The following is a 15,224-nucleotide window of genomic DNA, read 5'->3' as shown; positions in this document are numbered from 1 at the left end:
GGGCCGGATTGCGCACCGGATGCGATTCCGCACCTGCGAATGTTCCGCATTCTGCCCAACGGGCGCGATCGGTGGGTGGGAAACCACCCATCGGCGGCGGGTATTACCTTTTCGCCAGCCAGTCCCGTAATGCGTCGTTGATGCGGGACTGCCAGCCGGGCCCATCCGCTCGAAAGCGCTCCAGGACATCCGCATCCAGTCGGATCGTCGTGGAAACCTTGGTGCGATCGCTTTTTGGCCGCCCCCGTTGAACGGGTGCCTCCGCAAGCTTCTCCACCCAGGGGCTTTCCGTCAGGTCGGGGGCGTCGTCATCAATGGTGGGCCAGTCTGGGGCCATAGGCTTTCTGTTCCCGGTCATTGGCCTTCCTCATGCTGATGATGCGCTGATCGTCTCACCGGTGCGTCCAGACCAGAACGACCAGCCGTTCATTTAGGAAGCCCACGGTGAAATAGCGCGTTTCTACCTAATCGATCCGATCGTCTTCGATCGTCAGGTGCGGGCCATCGAATACCTTACCCGCATCGGAAAAATCCAGGCCTCGCTGCTCGAGGGTCAGAAGCCGCTTCACCGGATCGAATAGGATCGCCATTTATCGTTACTACAGAAAATATGGATTTTCCAGTATTGTGCGCGAAGAGGGCATTCACAAAAAAATGCGCCGGAGCAATCCAGCGCATTTCATGTCGTTTTGCAACGTTTAGCTGTCCCATTCCGGCGCCAGATGCGCCGGGCTGACGATGCGGCCGTTCGGCTTCGCGAGGCCGTGTATCGCTTCCATCTCTTCGAGCGACAGCGCGAAATCGAAGACGTCGAAATTCTCGGGCAGGCGGGAGACGGTCGCGGTCTTGGAAAGCGCGATGACGTCCTTCTGCTGGATCGCCCAGCGCAGCGTCACCTGCGCCGCCGTCTTGCCGTGCTTGGCGCCGATCTCCTTCAGGAGCGGATCGTTCGGCACCTTGCCGTCGGCCATCAGGTAATAGGCGGTCACCGACATGCCGTGCTTGCGGGCTTCCGTCAGGACCTTGGTCTGGTCGAGATAGGGATGGTATTCCACCTGGTTGGTGGCGATCGGCGCATCGGAAAGCTTGACGGCTTCCGCCATCAGCGCGGTCGAGAAGTTGGAGACGCCGATATTCTTCACCTTGCCGGCCTGTCTGAGCTCGTTGAGCGCGCCGATACGGTCGGCAAGCGGCATCTCGCTCTGCGGCCAGTGGAGCAGCAGCAGGTCGACGTAATCCGTCTTGAGTTTCTTCAGGCTCTCGTCGACCGAGGCGATGAAGGCGCCGTGGCCGACCTTGTCCACCCAGACCTTGGTGGTGAGGAAGATATCGGCGCGCGGAATGCCGGAATTGGCGATCGCTTCGCCGACGGAAGCTTCGTTTCCGTAGATCTGCGCGGTGTCGACATGCCGGAAGCCGAGTTTCAGGGCTTCGGGCAGCACGCGGGCCACGTCTGCATCGGGCATGCGGAAGGTGCCGAAACCGAGGGCGGGAATATTGGCGCCGTTGGCGCTGACGGTGAACATCGATGGAACTCCTGTGGGAGGCCCGGCACGCAGCCGGGCGGGAAGGATAGGCCCATACTACATGGACCGATTCTGTGACGGATCAACCTCCGTCTTTCGAGGTGCGGGTCACCCGGCGATAGGCGGGTTGAGACGCGCAAAACCCTCCTGCCGCCGGTAGGGGAAATGCGGATAGGGCGCGGTCACGGCGCTGGCCCGATCGAGTTTTTCGATCTGCTCCTTCGTCAGCGACCAGCCGACGGCGCCGAGGTTCTGGCGAAGCTGTTCCTCGTTGCGGGCGCCGATGATGACGGAGGAGACGGTCGGACGGCTGACGAGCCAGTTGATCGCCACCTGCGGCACGGTCTTCGCAGTCTCCGCCGCGACCTCCTCCAGGGCGTCGACCACCCGGAAAAGCAGTTCGTCTTCCACCGGCGGGCCGAAATCCGCCGTTTCATGCAGGCGGCTGCCGGCCGGCAGCGGCTTGCCGCGGCTGATCTTGCCGGTCAGGCGCCCCCAGCCGAGCGGGCTCCAGACCAGCGCGCCGAGGCCTTGGTCCTGGCCCAACGGCATAAGGTCCCATTCGTAGTCGCGGCCGACCAGCGAATAATAGACCTGGTGGGCGACATAGCGCGTCCAGCCGTGCCTGTCGGCCGCGGCGAGCGATTTCATGACCTGCCAGCCGGAGAAGTTCGAGACGCCGACATAGCGCAGCTTGCCGTCCTGAACGAGCCGGTCGAGCGTCGAGACCACTTCCTCGACGGGCGTCGAGGCGTCGAAGGCGTGCAGCTGGAAGATATCGATGTGGTCGGTACCGAGCCGCTTCAGCGCCGCCTCCACCGAGCGGATCAGCCGCGAGCGGGAAGAGCCCCGGTCGTTCGCCCCGTCGCCCGTCGGCAGGCTGGCCTTGGTGGAGATCAGGACGGCATCGCGCCGGCCTTTGATCGCTTCGCCCAGCACGTCTTCCGAAGCGCCGTTGGAATAGACGTCGGCCGTGTCGAACAGGTTGACGCCGGCTTCGAGGCAGATGTCGACGAGGCGGCGGGCTTCCTCGACATCGGTCGTGCCCCAATGGCTGAAGAGCGGACCGGAGCCCCCGAACGTGCCGGCTCCGAAGCTGAGCACCGGGACCCTGAGGCCGGATGCGCCGAGATTGCGGTATTCCATGATCTTTCTCCTTGGGTCCGGAGGTTCATTCGGCCGGGCAGGCGAGGGCGGCGGTTTCCGCGCTGCGCTTGTCGAGCCGGATCGCGAAGAGCGCGACGGCAAGGGCAGCGATCGGCACCAGGCCGGCGACCAGCGTGACCGAGCCGAGGCCGGGACCGTGGTCGATGACGATGCCGCCGAGCCAGGCGCCGATCGCATTGCCGAGATTGAAGGCTGCGATGTTGAAGGACGAGGCCAGGCCCTGGCCGGCGCCTTCGGCCTTCTGCAGCACCCACATCTGCAAGGGCGAGACGGTCGCGAAGGCGGCGGCGCCGAAGAGGCCGATGGCGATCACGGCGAGGACCGGCTGGTGGATCGCGGCGGTCATGGCGAGAAGCACGACGGAGAGCGCCACGAGGCTGGCGACGACGGTCGGCACCAGACGCCGGTCGGCCAGCCAGCCGCCGAGAAGGTTGCCGACGACGAGCCCGCCGCCGAAGACGAGCAGGATCGGCGAGACGGCGGCTTCCGAAAAGCCGGTGATCTCGGTCAGGATCGGCGCGATATAGGTGAAGCCCGCGAAGACGCCGACCCAGGAAAGCACGGTGGTCAGCAGGCCGAGGATCACGGCGCGGCGGCCGAGCACGGCCAGCACGCCCTGCGAGCCTTCCTCCTGCCGGTCGTCGCCTGCCTTGTCCTTCGGGACGAGGGCGGCGATCACGGCAAGTGCCACGACACCGATGGCGGTCACGGCGAAGAAGGTCGAGCGCCATCCATAGGCCTGGCCGAGCCAGGTGCCGAAGGGCACGCCGAGGATGTTGGCGACCGTCAGGCCGGTGAACATGATGGCGATCGCCGAAGCCTTCTTGTTGGGTGCGACGAGGCTGGTGGCGACGACGGAGCCGACGCCGAAGAAGGAGGCATGCGCGAAGGCGGTGAGCACGCGGGCCGCCATCAGCGTCCAGTAGTCGGGCGCGAGCGCGCAGGCGAGATTGCCGATGGTGAAGACCACCATCAGGCTCATGAGCAGCGTCTTCTTCGACCATCTGCCGGCGATCGCGCCGAGCAGCGGCGCGCCGATCACGACGCCGAGCGCATAACCGGAAATGAGCAGCCCGGCCGCCGAAATCGACACGCCGAGATCGGCGCTGACGTCGATGAGCAGGCCCATGATGACGAATTCCGTGACGCCGATCCCGAAGGCCCCGGCCGTCAGGGCATAGAGAGCAAGTGGCATGAGGGTAGTCCTTGTCCTGGGAGAGGAATTGATGCGCCGCAATATCGTTCCGGGGGACTTGCCTGTGTAGCGGTGGAGGTGGATAATCATTTGTGAAATTGTTTCACAGATTAAAGTGCGTTGTGCCGAGCCGCCCCCTCACCCGGCCTCCGCTGCGCTCGGCCACCCTCTCCCCCAGGGGAGAGGAGGGGATAGAGACGGCGCGGCAATCCCTTCTCCCCGGCGGGGAGAAGGTGCCGGCAGGCGGATGAGGGGGCTGCGACGGTCACTAAAAGCCTAGGAGAACCACCCATGGACAACCGCGCCGGCGAAATGGAGGTCTTCGTGCTTGCCGCCGAGCTCAAGAGCTTCTCGGCCGCCGGCCGCAAGCTGAAGCTTTCGCCCTCGGCGGTGAGCAAGCTCGTCACCCGGCTGGAAAACCGGCTCGGCACGCGTCTCGTCGTCCGCTCCACGCGTCTTCTGCAGCTGACGCCGGAGGGCGAGACCTATCTTGCCCGCGCCCAGCGTATCCTGGCCGAGATCGCCGATACGGAAGAGGTCGTTTCGGGGGGAGGACGGATGCTGCCGCGCGGGCCGCTTGTCGTCAACGCCTCGGTCGGCTTCGGCGAACGCTACATCCTGCCGCTGACCGCCGAGTTCCAGCGGCTCTTTCCCGATGTCCAGCTCGACATCACCCTCACCGACGACGTCGTCGACCTGATCCGCGAGCGGGTGGACATCGCCATCCGGCACGGGCCGCTGCGCGATTCGTCGCTGATGGCGAGAAAGCTCGGCGAAAGCCGGCAGGTGGTCATGGCGTCGCCCGAATATCTTGACCGTCACGGCACGCCGAGCACGCCGGACGATCTCGCCCGTCACAATTGCATCAACTTCAATTTCCGCAGATCGGTGGAAGGCTGGCCTTTTCGTGATCCGCAAACGGGCCGGCGTCTTCTCCTTCCCGTCTCGGGCAGCCTCAAGGCGAGCAACGGCTCCATCATCCGGCAGTTCTGTCTTGCGGGGCTCGGCATCGGCCGGGTCGGCCGTTTCCATGTGGAGCCCGACATAGAGGCGGGCCGCCTCGTGCCGGTCCTGGAGGATTTCAACCCGGAGGACATAGAGGTCATCCACGCCGTCTATGCCGGCCACGAGCACCTTGCCGTGCGTATTCGTACCTATATCGATTTCCTTGCGGCGCGGCTGTGATCACAAATGTGTCATAAAGGCCGCATTCATGCCATCGTTTGGCCGATTTTCTCCAGGAATCCCCATGGCTCAGGAGAATCTGTCCCATGTCCCACGAACTCCACGAAGTCCTGGCCCGCATCCGGGCCGAAGTGAGCGCCGAACAGGCGGAGCGCCCGCATCTCAGTGTGCCGATGGAAGATCTCCGGCTGCTGATCCAGAGCATTGAAATCCTCCATTCGGAGAGGGAGGAACTGCGCCGCAGGGTCGATCAGCATGCGGATGTCATGGAGGCGGTCACCGTCTTCATCGAAGCCTACCGGGACAAATACAAGAACTACGGCAGCGGCGGCGTGCGTCCGAGCGCGGTGCTGCGCCGCGAAGTGTGGCGGATCTGGGCGGCCATGCATGGTCATGTCGTCGTGACCGACAGCAGCTTCTGATCCCGGCCAGTCCCGGTTAGTCCCGGTCCGGCGCACCGAGCGGAAAGAGCGGCCGGTAGGGCCGCGCTTCGTCGACGGCGCGCGCGAAGGAGGGGCGGGCAAGCAGCCGCTCCCGATAGGTCCTTACATTCGCGAACCGGTCGCCGATCCGGTGCGTCCAGTCGGCATAGAAGAGCGCCGGCGCCGCCGCGCAGTCGGCGAGGCTGAATTCGCCGCCGGCAGCCCATTCGCGGGTTTCCATATGCCGGTCGAGCCAGCCATAGGCGGCGTCCAGCATGGTTCGCGCTTCCTGAACGCCGTAGGCGTCGCGCTTGTCCTCCGGCCGGATGGCGTTGAAGACGATCTTCTGCTGCGGAGTGGAAATGTAGTTGTCGAAGAACCGGTCGAGCATCCGGACCTCGATCGCCCGGTCCGCATCCTCGGGGATCAGCCTCGCGGGGCCGGGATAATGGACCTGCAGATATTCAATGATGATCGTCGCCTCGAAGACCGGCTTCTGTCCGTCCATCAGCATCGGAAAGCGCTTCACCGGCCAGAGCGCGCAGAGTTCCTCATAGGCCGCAGGATCCTCCGGCCCCAGCATGCGGGTCTCGAAGGCGGTGCCGTTCTCGTAAAGGGCGGTCAGCACCTTCTGGCAATAGGACGAAAACGGATGCGAATAGAGAATCGGACGCATGACGGCCTCCCAAACCGATTGCAAAATGAAACTGGTATATGGATAATTCAACCGCTCTGGGTTTGCAACCGGTTTCCTGAGTGCCCCGGAAGCCCCCCTCTGGCCTGCCGGCCATCTCCCCCACAGGTGGGGAGATTGGCTGGGCACGCCGGTTTCCTCCGGCAAGAAATGTATCTGCACGGCACGACGTTGATGCGGCGGGAAAGTCGCGCGACTTGCGATCTCCCCACCTGTGGGGGAGATGGCCGGCAGGCCAGAGGGGGGCATGCCGGGCACGTCGCCCCCGACTTTACGCCCCGGCTTCACGCCTCGACAGCGACCGCCTCACGCGCATGGATCGCCCGGATCTCCCGCGCCACCATCTCCTGCAGCCGCCAGAGATTGCGGTCGCGGATGCCGAATTCCGCCAGATGCACCACGGTATTGTAGAGATATTCCGCACAGGAGCCGCGATGGCCGCAGGCGCGCGCCAGCACGGGCGCCACCTCGTCGAGCGGCAGCAGCGGGCGGATGATCCTCTGGCTGGTTCCGCCGGCCCAAAAGATCAGCGCGCGAACCGTTTCGCCGCTCTGCGTCCTGACCGGCATCCAGCGCATCGAGGCGAGGGCGTCGCGATTGCCGACCTCGCGGCGCAGCGCCTTTTCCATCTGCACGCGCTTTTCCTCGTCGGCCACCCGGTAGATCACGCCGTCGCAGCGCCCGCCGCGCGACAGCATCATCATCAGCCCGGGCTGGTCCGGCGTGCCGCGGCCGCGCTCGATCTTCAGGGAGAAGGACCGGTGCCAGCCGTGCAGGGTAGCGCGCTGGCAGGCGATCGAATCGAAACCCGGCCTCCAGATCAGCGATCCGTAGGCGAAGATCCACAAGGGCGTGTCGCCGAGCTCCTGCGTCAGCCGCTCGGCAAGCTCCGCATAATCCTCGTCGCCGAGCGGGACCCAGGAGGGCGGCGGACCGGGATCGGCCTCTTCGCGGAAGCAGAGATCGACCAGCTCCTGCGTGAGCGACATGACAAGCGATTTCGGCATGATTTCTGAGCGATTTTCGGGCAGGCGGCGAAACGATAAGCCGAAACGTGCAGGCGGATTACCCCCAAGTCAACCCGTTTTGCTGCCCTGCCTCACCGAACGAATGATCCCCTCTGCCATAAAATGGTCACGGAATATCTCAGGCTGAAAGACGTTTTGAGGGGACCGTCTGACGGAGAGAGGATCATGGATACGATGACCGATGCCCGCCGGGACCCCGGACGGGTCAGGCACAAATGGCTTGAGCTCGACGGCATGAGGGTCTTTTATCGCGAAGCGGGAAGACGGGGCGCGCCTGTCCTGCTCCTGCCGCACGGCTACCCTTGCTCTTCTTATGAATTCCGCGAGCTGATGCCGCTGCTCGCCGACCGCTGGCATCTCCTAGCGCCGGATTTTCCGGGCTGCGGCTACACCGACACGCCCGACGATTTCCGCTACGACTTCGACGGTTTCGCCGGTTTCCTGGGTGACTTTGCGGAAAAGCTCGGCCTCGGCCGGTTCGCCATCTACCTGCACGATTTCGGCTCCCAGATCGGCCTTCGCCTGGCGATCAGGCGGCCGGAAAAGATCGCCGCGCTGATCATCCAGAACGGCGATATCTACGAGGACGTGCTCGGCCCGAAATATGCGGGACTGCAGGAATATTGGCGCAACCCCACCGAGGAGGGGCGCCGCAAGATCGCCGATGCGGTGAGCGAGGAGGGCTTCAGGGAGGAATTCCTCAACGAGGTCCGCCCGGAGCTCGCCGAACGCATTTCGCCCGACCTCTGGAAGCTGCACTGGTCGCTGATGGATGACCGGCGCCGCGGGATCGCCGTAGACGTCATCGCGGGCCTTCGCGAAAACGTCGGGTGGTTCCCGCGCTACCAGCAATATCTGCGGGATCATCAGCCGCCGGCCCTGATCGTCTGGGGTCCGCAGGACGGCTACATGCCGGAAGAGTCCGCCCGCGCCTTCCTGCGCGACCTGCCGAAGGCGGAACTGCATCTCTTCGACGGCGGCCATTGGCTGCTGGAAACCAGCCTGCACGAGGTCGCACCGCTGATCCGCGGCTTCCTCGGGCGGGTCCATGCGGCGTGAGGTTGAGAAAAGGAGTTCCTGGACTGATGCGTTGGCTTTTTGTTGCGGTACTGGCGATCCTGGTTGGCTGTGTCCTGAGCATCATCTGGATGAATGACGACGGTCAATGGCCACATGGCGACAGCCGCATGGAAGGCCCGCAGTCCCAGCCTCAGAACCCGCTTTCGCCGCCGCCGGGCAATCCCTGATCAGGCTTTCACGGCGACGAGGAAGAAGCGCGGAAAGCGCAGGAGCACCCGTCCGTCGGCCATGGGCGGATAGGCCTTCGCGATGCGGGCCGTGTAGTCCGCGGTGAAGGCTTCCGCATGGGCAGGGCCAGCGGCGTCGAGATAGGGCCGGAGGCCCGTCCCGCGCACCCATTCGACGATCGCCGAAGCATTCGCGAGCGGGTGGTAATAGACCGTATGCCAGACGTCGACGCGTGCCACCTTCGGCATCAGTGCGTCGAAATAGGCGGCAGGCGGGGGAAGGGGAGTCCGTCGCACCTTTCCTCCCGCGAAGGCGGCGGCCCAGGGGCCGGCTGCGCCCGTCTCCTCCATCAGCGTGTGGCTTGGTTCGGTCAGATTGTCCGGCATCTGCACCGCCAGCACGCCGCCGGGTTTCAGGTGGTCCATCAGCCGGGCGAGCACGGATATGTGGTCCGGTACCCACTGGAAGACGGCATTGGCATAGAGCAGGTCGGCCGGTTCTTCCGGCACCCAGGCGTTGAGATCGGCCTTGAGGAATTCCGTGCCGGGCAGGCGCTTGCGGGCTGCGGCGAGCATGTTGTCGTCGCTGTCGAGGCCGGTGACGCTCCCGGCGCCGAAGCGCTCGGCCAGCAGTTCGGTGGAATTGCCCGGCCCGCAGCCGAGGTCGTAGGCCCTGGCCGCCGAGCCGAGCGGCACCTGCGCGATGAGATCGCGGGCCGGCCGGGTCCGCTCGTCCTCGAACTTCACATATTGCTCTGCCGACCATGCCATTTGCGGAGACTCCCATCGGTTCTGCTGGAGCAAAATGACACCTCTCTGAAGGTGTCTCCATGACAAAAAATATCAATTTTTGTGATGACTCATTTCATATTATCGCTTGACCTTGGAAGGCAGGCGGGCCTTCACTCACCCGCGCAATCTGAGACCCGCCCTGGAATGCCGAAGGAGACCGACATGCCCGTGAACACCGCCGCCCGCACCGCCACCTGGACTTTCGTGGACGGCGAATGGCTGGAGGGAAATCCGAAGCTTGTCGGTCCGACCTCGCATGCCATGTGGCTCGGCTCGACGGTGTTCGACGGGGCCCGCTGGTTCGACGGCATCGCGCCCGACCTCGACCTGCATTGCCAGCGCGTCAACCGCTCGGCGAAGAACATGGGCATGACGCCGGTGATGAAGGCAGACGAGATCGAGGCGCTCGCCTGGGAGGGCGTGAAGAAGTTCGACGGCAAGACGGCGATCTACATCAAGCCCATGTACTGGGCCGAGCACGGCATGCCGTTCAGCGTCGTTGCCGCCGACCCGGATTCGACCCGCTTCGCGCTCTGCATGTTCGAAGCGCCGATGGCAACCGCGAAAGCCACCTCTCTCACGGTATCGCCCTACCGCCGCCCCAACCCGGAAGTTGCAATGACCGGCGCCAAGACCGGCAGCCTCTATCCGAACAGCGGCCGCATGATCCTGGAAGCCCGGGGTCGCGGCTTCGACAATGCGCTCGCCCGCGACATGAACGGCAATGTCGCCGAAACCGCTTCCTCGAACATTTTCATGGTCAAGGACGGCGTGGTGATGACGCCGATCGCCAACGGCACCTTCCTTGCCGGCATCACGCGTTCTCGGGTCATCGGCCTTTTGCGCCAGGCCGGCTTCGACGTGCGCGAGACGACGCTGACGGTCGAGGATTTCATGGATGCCGACGAGATCTTCACCTCCGGCAACTATTCGAAGATCGTGCCGATCAACCGTTTCGAGGACCGCCAGCTGCAGGAAGGCCCCGTCGCCCGCAAGGCGCTGGACGTCTACATGGACTGGGCCCGCTCCAAGACCGGCGACGACGCGTGAGGAATTGAACGGACGGCGGCGTTTCTAAGCGAGGTCGTCTTCGTCTTCATGACCAAGGCTCTTGCCACGATGCAGGATGCGCATGATGACGACAAGGTCGTCGTCGATCCGAAAGACAATGCTCGCCTTGCGCTTGAAGCCGACGATTCGAATGCCGGCGCCGATATCGTCATGTCTGGTGCCGCGCGCGGGAAAGGTCTCGAAAGCGGTACAATAGTCGACAAGCTGGCCGATGTAACGCCGTGCAACGGAGCGGCCCGCTCTCGGCGCAAGATAGTCGTAGAGTTCGGCGAGATCCAAGTCTGCGGCCGGATCAAATACGACCGTGTACCTCATTCAGGGAAACGATTTTCTCGATCGCGCGCGTCCATATGGGCCTCGATGCGCCGCCGGACTTCCTCGATGGGAAGGGCCTTCGAAGGGTCATAGGCTCTCAGCGTCGGCACGACCTCGTTTCGCAGCCATTGCTCGATTTCGGCATCGTGGTCCGCGAGATATCGCAGGCCCTCGGCGACGACTTCGCTTTCGTCCGCGAATTCGCCGGACGCGATCTTCTTCTCGACGAGTTCGGCCATGTCTTCCGGCAGCGAGACGGTGATGGATCGGTTCGCGCGCATGCTTGGCTCCTTATCTGTCGATTGTAGCACGTAGACGGGCTGATCCGAATAGTCGCCGATGCCTGCAAGTTCCCTCAGGTAGCGACCGGTGAAAACGATCCGCACGCGAGGTTCAAACCGGCCCGTATTTGTTCAATATGGCGGCGATTTCCTCTTCCGTCGCGAAATCACCCTTTTCCGCCTCGGCAAGACCGGTTTCGACGCCGGCAATCCATTTCTCCTGCCAAGCCAGCGAGCGGCCATGCGCCAAGGCATCTTCGATGATCTGCCCTCGCGTCAGCCTGGAGCGCGCCGCGAGCTGGTCGATGCGGCGGCTGAGATCCTCGGAGATTTCGGCGTTGTTCTTCATGACGCCAGTCTGCCATATCCTGCGGTCTGTAGCCAGCCCGCCTCACTCCCGCCCCGTCGGCCCGGTATATCTCATGCGCATATAGGCATTGCCGGCCCTGAGCTCGTCGAGCATCTGGCGGATGCGTCTTTCGCGGGTGTCCGTCTGCTTGGCCCGCGCGATCCAGCCGAGATAGTCGTTGCGCTGGTAGGCCGGCCGCGCTGCATAGGCTTTCTCGACGCCCTCCCGCTTCAGCCGTTCCGCTATGTCCTGCGGCATGGGCTGGAGTTCGCGCTTCAGGTTTTCCGTGCCGGGAAATGTCGCCATCCTCCGCCCCCCTCAGACGAACCGCACCGCGGCGGTGCCGATGATGATCATCGAGACGGCGATCATCAAGGGCTTGACGGGCAGTTTCCTGACGATGACGGCGCCGAGCGGCGCGGCCAGTATGCCGCCGAGGATCAAACCCAGCGCGGGGGCAAGTTCCGACCAGCCGAGCGCCAGGATGAAGGTTGCCGAGATCGTCGTGGTGACGGCGAATTCGGTGAGGTTGGTGGAGCCGATCACCTTCTTGGGGTCGTGGCCACGGCCGAGCAGGCTGCTGGTCACGATCGGCCCCCAGCCGCCGCCGCCCATGGCGTCCAGCAGCCCGCCCGCGCCGCCGATATAGGGTACGATCCAGTCATGCACGTCGCGCGGAAATTTCGGCCGGAAGGCCTTGTAGAGGATGAAGATGCCGACGGCGATCAGATAGACCGAGACGAAGGGCGCGATCGCCTCGCCGTCGATATTGGAGAGCACGTAGGCGCCGATCGCTCCGCCGAGCATGCCGGCCGGCGCAAGCCGCAGCACCAGCCGCCAGTCCACGTTGCGGTGATAGATATGCGAGAGCCCGGAAGCCGCCGTGGTGAAGCATTCGGTGACATGCGTCATCGCGCTTGCCGTGGACGGTGCGATGCCGATCGCCAGCAGGCTGGTGGTCGTCAGCACCCCGAAGGCCATGCCGAGCGCGCCGTCGATGATCTGGGCGAGGAAACCGATGAGAACGAAGATCAGGAAGTCGGGCGTCAGGAAATCGAACATCGGCTCCTCGGGCTGTTTGATCCCAGCCCGGGAAATCCCTTGCCCTTCAAAAGGTTCCGGCGAAATGCCGGCGTCGCGCCGGAGCGGGATTCATTCTCCCGTCTTCACCATCAGTTCGTCGCCCGAAATCTCTCCGCCGATCTCGGCGGTCTTGGCCTTCTTGTCGAAGACGCAGATGGCGCTGATCGTGGCATCCGCGCCGACCGCCTTGCCGGAGACGACGGCAAGCCCGTAGTTCTCGCTGCCGAACGGATCGACGAGCGCCTTGCCGTTTTCGAGGAGGCCGTCCGCCGCCGCAACGCAGGCTTTGCCGACCTCCTCGCGGAATTCCGCCCATGCGTCGTCGGACGCGGCATGGGCGGTGGCGGCGCTGGCCGAAACGAGGGCGGCGGCGAGGAGGGACAGGGTCTTCATGCGGGGGCTCCGGGCGGTGATCTGACACGTTTCTTGTAGACGCAAAATTCCGGAACGTCTTGACCTCTCCGGCCTGATTTTTGGCAAGATCACCGTTGCCACTTGGCCGCTCCGCTCCTATGTTCCCGCACGACGCTTGTTTCAAGGTGTTTGCCGAAAAGGAGTAAGACAATGGCCTTCGAACTTCCCGAACTCCCCTACGATTACGAAGCGCTTTCGCCGTACATGTCGAAGGAAACGCTGGAATTCCACCACGACAAGCACCACAAGGCTTATGTCGACACGGGCAACAAGCTCGCCGCCGAAGCCGGCCTCGGCGACCTGTCGGTGGAGGAAGTCGTCAAGAAGTCCTTCGGCACCCACCAGACCCTCTTCAACAACGCAGCCCAGCACTACAACCACATCCATTTCTGGAAGTGGATGAAGAAGGGCGGCGGCGGCACCAAGCTGCCGGGCAAGCTCGAATCCGCGATCGCCTCCGATCTCGGCGGCTACGACAAGTTCAAGGCGGATTTCATCGCCGCCGGCACGACGCAGTTCGGTTCAGGCTGGGCCTGGGTTTCCGTCAAGGACGGCAAGCTCGTCATCTCCAAGACCCCGAACGGCGAAAACCCGCTGGTCCACGGCGCGGAGCCGATCCTCGGCGTCGATGTGTGGGAACACTCCTATTACATCGACTACCGCAACGCCCGCCCGAAATACCTCGAAGCCTTCGTCGACAGCCTGATCAACTGGGACTACGTCCTCGAGCGCTACGAAGCCGCGACCAAGTAATCCGCGGTCATCGCTGATTCTTTAAAACACTCGGCGTCGCAAGGCGCCGGGTGTTTTTGTGTGGGCTATCCCGTCACACGCCTGTCACAAGCGCAAAATACTTGCCTCCCATGTCTCACGAAAAGCCGCTTCTCCGCTTCGGCGTGATTGCCGATCCGCAATATGCCGACCTGCCGCCGAATGTGGCGATGAACCGCTATTTCGAAAACAGCCTCGCGAAGCTGAGGGAGGCGGTCGGCGTCTTCAACGGCGAAGACTTGTCCTTCGTCGTGACGCTCGGCGATCTCGTCGATCGCGGCTGGGAGAATTACGACGCGGTTCTCTCGGTCTACGGGGACCTGCGCCACGAAAGCTTCCTGCTGCCCGGCAACCACGATTTCCTGCTGGCGCAGGAGCGGCTTTCCAAGGTGCATGCGCGGCTCGGCATGCCGGCCGCCTGGCACGATTTTTCCCGCGGCGGCTTCCGTTTCGTGGTGATCGACGGCAACGAGATCAGCCTGTTCTCCTCTCCCAAGGGCGATCCGCGCCATGCGCTCGCGAAGGAGCGCCTGCGGGCGCTGAAGGCGGAAAACGCCGTGAACGCGCGAGAATGGAACGGCGGCATCGGCGACGGGCAGTTCGCCTGGCTCGAAGCCACGCTGGAACGCGCTCGCGCGGCGGGCGAGAAGGCGGTCGTCATGGGGCACTACCCGCTCCATCCGGAAAACGAACACAATCTCTGGGGCCATGAGCGCCTGACCGATCTCTTCGCCCGGTCGGGCAACGTCGTCGCCTATCTGAACGGCCACAACCATGCCGGCAATCTCGGCCGCACGGGCAAGACCTGGTACGTGAATTTCAAGGGCATGGTCGATACGGAGACGGAAAACGCCTTCGCCGTCGTCGCGATCTTCGCCGGCCGAATCGAGATCACCGGCTATGGCCGCGAGGAAAGCCGCGTGCTTCCTCTTTGAGGTCGATGCGAAATCGCAGCTCCTCTCTTCAACGGGGCATTTCGATCGCATTCGCCGTCCAGCCCTCGACCCAGAGCCGGCGCAAACTTTCCCCTTCGCCGCGGAAGAAGTCGTCGACCGGTTCGCAATGCTCCACCCGGTCGGTGCGGAAATTGCGGATTGCATGGCGAAGCTCGCACCAGGCGACGATATTGGCCGTCTGCGAATAGTAGATGAGCGCGATCGGCCGGATCGTCCGCTCCGTGGCGCGCCCATGTTCGTCGCGATAGTCGAGCGCCAGCTTCCGCTCGTCGCGGATCGCCCGGCGCAGCATGGCGAGATCGACCGCCTCCGGCACCGGCGCCGCCGTTCCCCAGGCATGCAGCGCGTTGGCGGAGAAGATGCCGGCAAGCGGCGGCGGCACGACGGCGGCGATCTTGCGGTTCACCTGTTTTGCGGCCTGCTTGAGCTCCATGTCGCCGGTGCGTTCGAGAAGCGCCAGCGCCAGCACGATCGCCTCCGTCTCCTCGATCGACAGCATCAGCGGTGGCAGCGTGAAGCCGGGGCGCAGGATATAGCCGATGCCGCGCCCGCCCTCGATCGGCACGCGCATGGCCTGCAGCGCCGCGATGTCCCGGTAGATGGATCGCACCGTCACTTCAAGCTGCGCGGCGATCGCGGCCGCCGTCACCGGCTTCTTGGAAAGCCGCAGGATCTGGATGATCTCGAAGAGGCGCGAGGCCTTGCGCATGCCGTTTTCCTTCACCGCC

General features: G+C 64.0%; 21 protein-coding genes. 7 read left to right on the top strand and 14 right to left on the bottom strand.

Annotated elements, in window-relative coordinates; translation table 11 throughout:
• Positions 1-103 precede the first annotated feature (103 nt).
• The 4 genes from QTA58_RS02950 to QTA58_RS02935 form a co-directional block, all read right to left on the bottom strand.
• Positions 104-358 (bottom strand): BrnA antitoxin family protein, encoded by a 255-nt coding sequence (locus tag QTA58_RS02950; protein WP_341850277.1) that lies wholly within the window; start codon positions 356-358, stop codon positions 104-106.
• Between the two features lie 340 nt (positions 359-698).
• Positions 699-1,526: an aldo/keto reductase gene (locus QTA58_RS02945; protein ID WP_289671661.1), complete on the bottom strand. Its 828-nt coding sequence runs from the start codon at positions 1,524-1,526 to the stop codon at positions 699-701.
• Between the two features lie 108 nt (positions 1,527-1,634).
• Positions 1,635-2,672, bottom strand: coding sequence for an aldo/keto reductase (locus QTA58_RS02940; RefSeq protein ID WP_289671660.1), 1,038 nt, complete (start codon positions 2,670-2,672; stop codon positions 1,635-1,637).
• Between the two features lie 25 nt (positions 2,673-2,697).
• Entirely contained in the window at positions 2,698-3,888 is a 1,191-nt protein-coding gene (locus tag QTA58_RS02935; RefSeq protein WP_289671659.1) for an MFS transporter, read from the bottom strand.
• 291 nt (positions 3,889-4,179) lie between these two features.
• On the opposite strand from QTA58_RS02935, the gene QTA58_RS02930 reads away from it, so the two are divergent.
• Positions 4,180-5,073, top strand: coding sequence for a LysR family transcriptional regulator (locus QTA58_RS02930; RefSeq protein ID WP_085422681.1), 894 nt, complete (start codon positions 4,180-4,182; stop codon positions 5,071-5,073).
• Positions 5,074-5,159: 86 nt separating this feature from the next.
• On the top strand, positions 5,160-5,495 hold the full coding sequence (locus tag QTA58_RS02925) for a hypothetical protein (RefSeq protein ID WP_289671658.1): 336 nt from the start codon (positions 5,160-5,162) through the stop codon (positions 5,493-5,495).
• Between the two features lie 16 nt (positions 5,496-5,511).
• On the opposite strand, the gene QTA58_RS02920 is transcribed toward QTA58_RS02925, so the two are convergent.
• Together QTA58_RS02920 and QTA58_RS02915 are read right to left on the bottom strand one after the other, a co-directional pair.
• Entirely contained in the window at positions 5,512-6,171 is a 660-nt protein-coding gene (locus QTA58_RS02920) for a glutathione S-transferase family protein (RefSeq protein WP_289671657.1), read from the bottom strand.
• A 302-nt stretch (positions 6,172-6,473) separates the two neighbouring features.
• Positions 6,474-7,196 (bottom strand): gamma-glutamylcyclotransferase, encoded by a 723-nt coding sequence (locus QTA58_RS02915; RefSeq protein WP_289671656.1) that lies wholly within the window; start codon positions 7,194-7,196, stop codon positions 6,474-6,476.
• A 195-nt stretch (positions 7,197-7,391) separates the two neighbouring features.
• Here QTA58_RS02915 and QTA58_RS02910 point away from each other — a divergent pair, with 195 nt between their 5' ends.
• A complete protein-coding gene (locus tag QTA58_RS02910; protein ID WP_289673348.1) occupies positions 7,392-8,276 on the top strand; it encodes an alpha/beta hydrolase in 885 nt (294 codons plus the stop codon).
• Between the two features lie 26 nt (positions 8,277-8,302).
• On the top strand, positions 8,303-8,464 hold the full coding sequence (locus tag QTA58_RS02905) for a hypothetical protein (protein WP_159457647.1): 162 nt from the start codon (positions 8,303-8,305) through the stop codon (positions 8,462-8,464).
• On the opposite strand, the gene tam is transcribed toward QTA58_RS02905, so the two are convergent.
• Complete coding sequence (tam, locus tag QTA58_RS02900) at positions 8,465-9,235, bottom strand: trans-aconitate 2-methyltransferase (protein ID WP_289671655.1); 771 nt, start codon at positions 9,233-9,235, stop codon at positions 8,465-8,467.
• 183 nt (positions 9,236-9,418) lie between these two features.
• Here tam and QTA58_RS02895 point away from each other — a divergent pair, with 183 nt between their 5' ends.
• Positions 9,419-10,306 carry a branched-chain amino acid aminotransferase gene (locus tag QTA58_RS02895; protein ID WP_289671654.1) on the top strand — a complete coding sequence of 296 codons (888 nt, stop codon included), beginning with the start codon at positions 9,419-9,421 and terminating at the stop codon, positions 10,304-10,306.
• A 24-nt stretch (positions 10,307-10,330) separates the two neighbouring features.
• Here QTA58_RS02895 and QTA58_RS02890 read toward each other — a convergent pair whose 3' ends face one another.
• The 6 genes from QTA58_RS02890 to QTA58_RS02865 form a co-directional block, all read right to left on the bottom strand.
• Entirely contained in the window at positions 10,331-10,642 is a 312-nt protein-coding gene (locus QTA58_RS02890; RefSeq protein ID WP_289671653.1) for a type II toxin-antitoxin system RelE/ParE family toxin, read from the bottom strand.
• The gene (locus tag QTA58_RS02885) at positions 10,639-10,923 is read right to left on the bottom strand and encodes a type II toxin-antitoxin system ParD family antitoxin (protein WP_289671652.1); all 285 of its coding nucleotides are present in this window, start codon (positions 10,921-10,923) and stop codon (positions 10,639-10,641) included. Before QTA58_RS02885 ends, QTA58_RS02890 begins: the two co-directional genes overlap by 4 nt.
• 112 nt (positions 10,924-11,035) lie before the next feature.
• Entirely contained in the window at positions 11,036-11,272 is a 237-nt protein-coding gene (locus tag QTA58_RS02880) for a ribbon-helix-helix protein, CopG family (RefSeq protein ID WP_289671651.1), read from the bottom strand.
• Positions 11,273-11,314: 42 nt separating this feature from the next.
• The gene (locus QTA58_RS02875; protein WP_289671650.1) at positions 11,315-11,578 is read right to left on the bottom strand and encodes a YdeI/OmpD-associated family protein; all 264 of its coding nucleotides are present in this window, start codon (positions 11,576-11,578) and stop codon (positions 11,315-11,317) included.
• Between the two features lie 12 nt (positions 11,579-11,590).
• Complete coding sequence (locus QTA58_RS02870) at positions 11,591-12,334, bottom strand: sulfite exporter TauE/SafE family protein (RefSeq protein WP_143531619.1); 744 nt, start codon at positions 12,332-12,334, stop codon at positions 11,591-11,593.
• 90 nt (positions 12,335-12,424) lie between these two features.
• The gene (locus QTA58_RS02865; protein WP_289671649.1) at positions 12,425-12,748 is read right to left on the bottom strand and encodes a hypothetical protein; all 324 of its coding nucleotides are present in this window, start codon (positions 12,746-12,748) and stop codon (positions 12,425-12,427) included.
• A gap of 171 nt (positions 12,749-12,919) precedes the next feature.
• Between QTA58_RS02865 and QTA58_RS02860 the strand changes: the two genes are divergently transcribed.
• Positions 12,920-13,522, top strand: a complete 603-nt coding sequence (locus QTA58_RS02860; protein ID WP_085422689.1) for a superoxide dismutase — start codon at positions 12,920-12,922, stop codon at positions 13,520-13,522.
• Between the two features lie 110 nt (positions 13,523-13,632).
• A complete protein-coding gene (locus QTA58_RS02855; RefSeq protein ID WP_289671648.1) occupies positions 13,633-14,475 on the top strand; it encodes a metallophosphoesterase in 843 nt (280 codons plus the stop codon).
• A 28-nt stretch (positions 14,476-14,503) separates the two neighbouring features.
• Here the strand turns inward: QTA58_RS02855 and QTA58_RS02850 are convergent, their stop codons facing one another.
• Positions 14,504-15,205: a YafY family protein gene (locus QTA58_RS02850; RefSeq protein ID WP_289671647.1), complete on the bottom strand. Its 702-nt coding sequence runs from the start codon at positions 15,203-15,205 to the stop codon at positions 14,504-14,506.
• Positions 15,206-15,224 lie beyond the last annotated feature (19 nt).

This window comes from Neorhizobium sp. CSC1952 (assembly GCF_030378245.1).
Taxonomy (GTDB): domain Bacteria; phylum Pseudomonadota; class Alphaproteobacteria; order Rhizobiales; family Rhizobiaceae; genus Neorhizobium; species Neorhizobium oryzae_A.
The sequence above is the reverse complement of the archived record's forward strand: the minus strand, read 5'-3'. Positions and strand labels throughout refer to the sequence as shown.

Excerpts from the sequence above, each read along its gene's own strand:
- QTA58_RS02950 (WP_341850277.1), bottom strand. The coding sequence starts at position 358 with ATGACCGGGAACAGAAAGCCTATGGCCCCAGACTGGCCCACCATTGAT.
- QTA58_RS02945 (WP_289671661.1), bottom strand. The coding sequence starts at position 1,526 with ATGTTCACCGTCAGCGCCAACGGCGCCAATATTCCCGCCCTCGGTTTC.
- QTA58_RS02940 (WP_289671660.1), bottom strand. The coding sequence starts at position 2,672 with ATGGAATACCGCAATCTCGGCGCATCCGGCCTCAGGGTCCCGGTGCTC.
- QTA58_RS02935 (WP_289671659.1), bottom strand. The coding sequence starts at position 3,888 with ATGCCACTTGCTCTCTATGCCCTGACGGCCGGGGCCTTCGGGATCGGC.
- QTA58_RS02930 (WP_085422681.1), top strand. The coding sequence starts at position 4,180 with ATGGACAACCGCGCCGGCGAAATGGAGGTCTTCGTGCTTGCCGCCGAG.
- QTA58_RS02925 (WP_289671658.1), top strand. The coding sequence starts at position 5,160 with ATGTCCCACGAACTCCACGAAGTCCTGGCCCGCATCCGGGCCGAAGTG.
- QTA58_RS02920 (WP_289671657.1), bottom strand. The coding sequence starts at position 6,171 with ATGCGTCCGATTCTCTATTCGCATCCGTTTTCGTCCTATTGCCAGAAG.
- QTA58_RS02915 (WP_289671656.1), bottom strand. The coding sequence starts at position 7,196 with ATGCCGAAATCGCTTGTCATGTCGCTCACGCAGGAGCTGGTCGATCTC.
- QTA58_RS02910 (WP_289673348.1), top strand. The coding sequence starts at position 7,392 with ATGACCGATGCCCGCCGGGACCCCGGACGGGTCAGGCACAAATGGCTT.
- QTA58_RS02905 (WP_159457647.1), top strand. The coding sequence starts at position 8,303 with ATGCGTTGGCTTTTTGTTGCGGTACTGGCGATCCTGGTTGGCTGTGTC.
- tam (WP_289671655.1), bottom strand. The coding sequence starts at position 9,235 with ATGGCATGGTCGGCAGAGCAATATGTGAAGTTCGAGGACGAGCGGACC.
- QTA58_RS02895 (WP_289671654.1), top strand. The coding sequence starts at position 9,419 with ATGCCCGTGAACACCGCCGCCCGCACCGCCACCTGGACTTTCGTGGAC.
- QTA58_RS02890 (WP_289671653.1), bottom strand. The coding sequence starts at position 10,642 with ATGAGGTACACGGTCGTATTTGATCCGGCCGCAGACTTGGATCTCGCC.
- QTA58_RS02885 (WP_289671652.1), bottom strand. The coding sequence starts at position 10,923 with ATGCGCGCGAACCGATCCATCACCGTCTCGCTGCCGGAAGACATGGCC.
- QTA58_RS02880 (WP_289671651.1), bottom strand. The coding sequence starts at position 11,272 with ATGAAGAACAACGCCGAAATCTCCGAGGATCTCAGCCGCCGCATCGAC.
- QTA58_RS02875 (WP_289671650.1), bottom strand. The coding sequence starts at position 11,578 with ATGGCGACATTTCCCGGCACGGAAAACCTGAAGCGCGAACTCCAGCCC.
- QTA58_RS02870 (WP_143531619.1), bottom strand. The coding sequence starts at position 12,334 with ATGTTCGATTTCCTGACGCCCGACTTCCTGATCTTCGTTCTCATCGGT.
- QTA58_RS02865 (WP_289671649.1), bottom strand. The coding sequence starts at position 12,748 with ATGAAGACCCTGTCCCTCCTCGCCGCCGCCCTCGTTTCGGCCAGCGCC.
- QTA58_RS02860 (WP_085422689.1), top strand. The coding sequence starts at position 12,920 with ATGGCCTTCGAACTTCCCGAACTCCCCTACGATTACGAAGCGCTTTCG.
- QTA58_RS02855 (WP_289671648.1), top strand. The coding sequence starts at position 13,633 with ATGTCTCACGAAAAGCCGCTTCTCCGCTTCGGCGTGATTGCCGATCCG.
- QTA58_RS02850 (WP_289671647.1), bottom strand. The coding sequence starts at position 15,205 with ATGCGCAAGGCCTCGCGCCTCTTCGAGATCATCCAGATCCTGCGGCTT.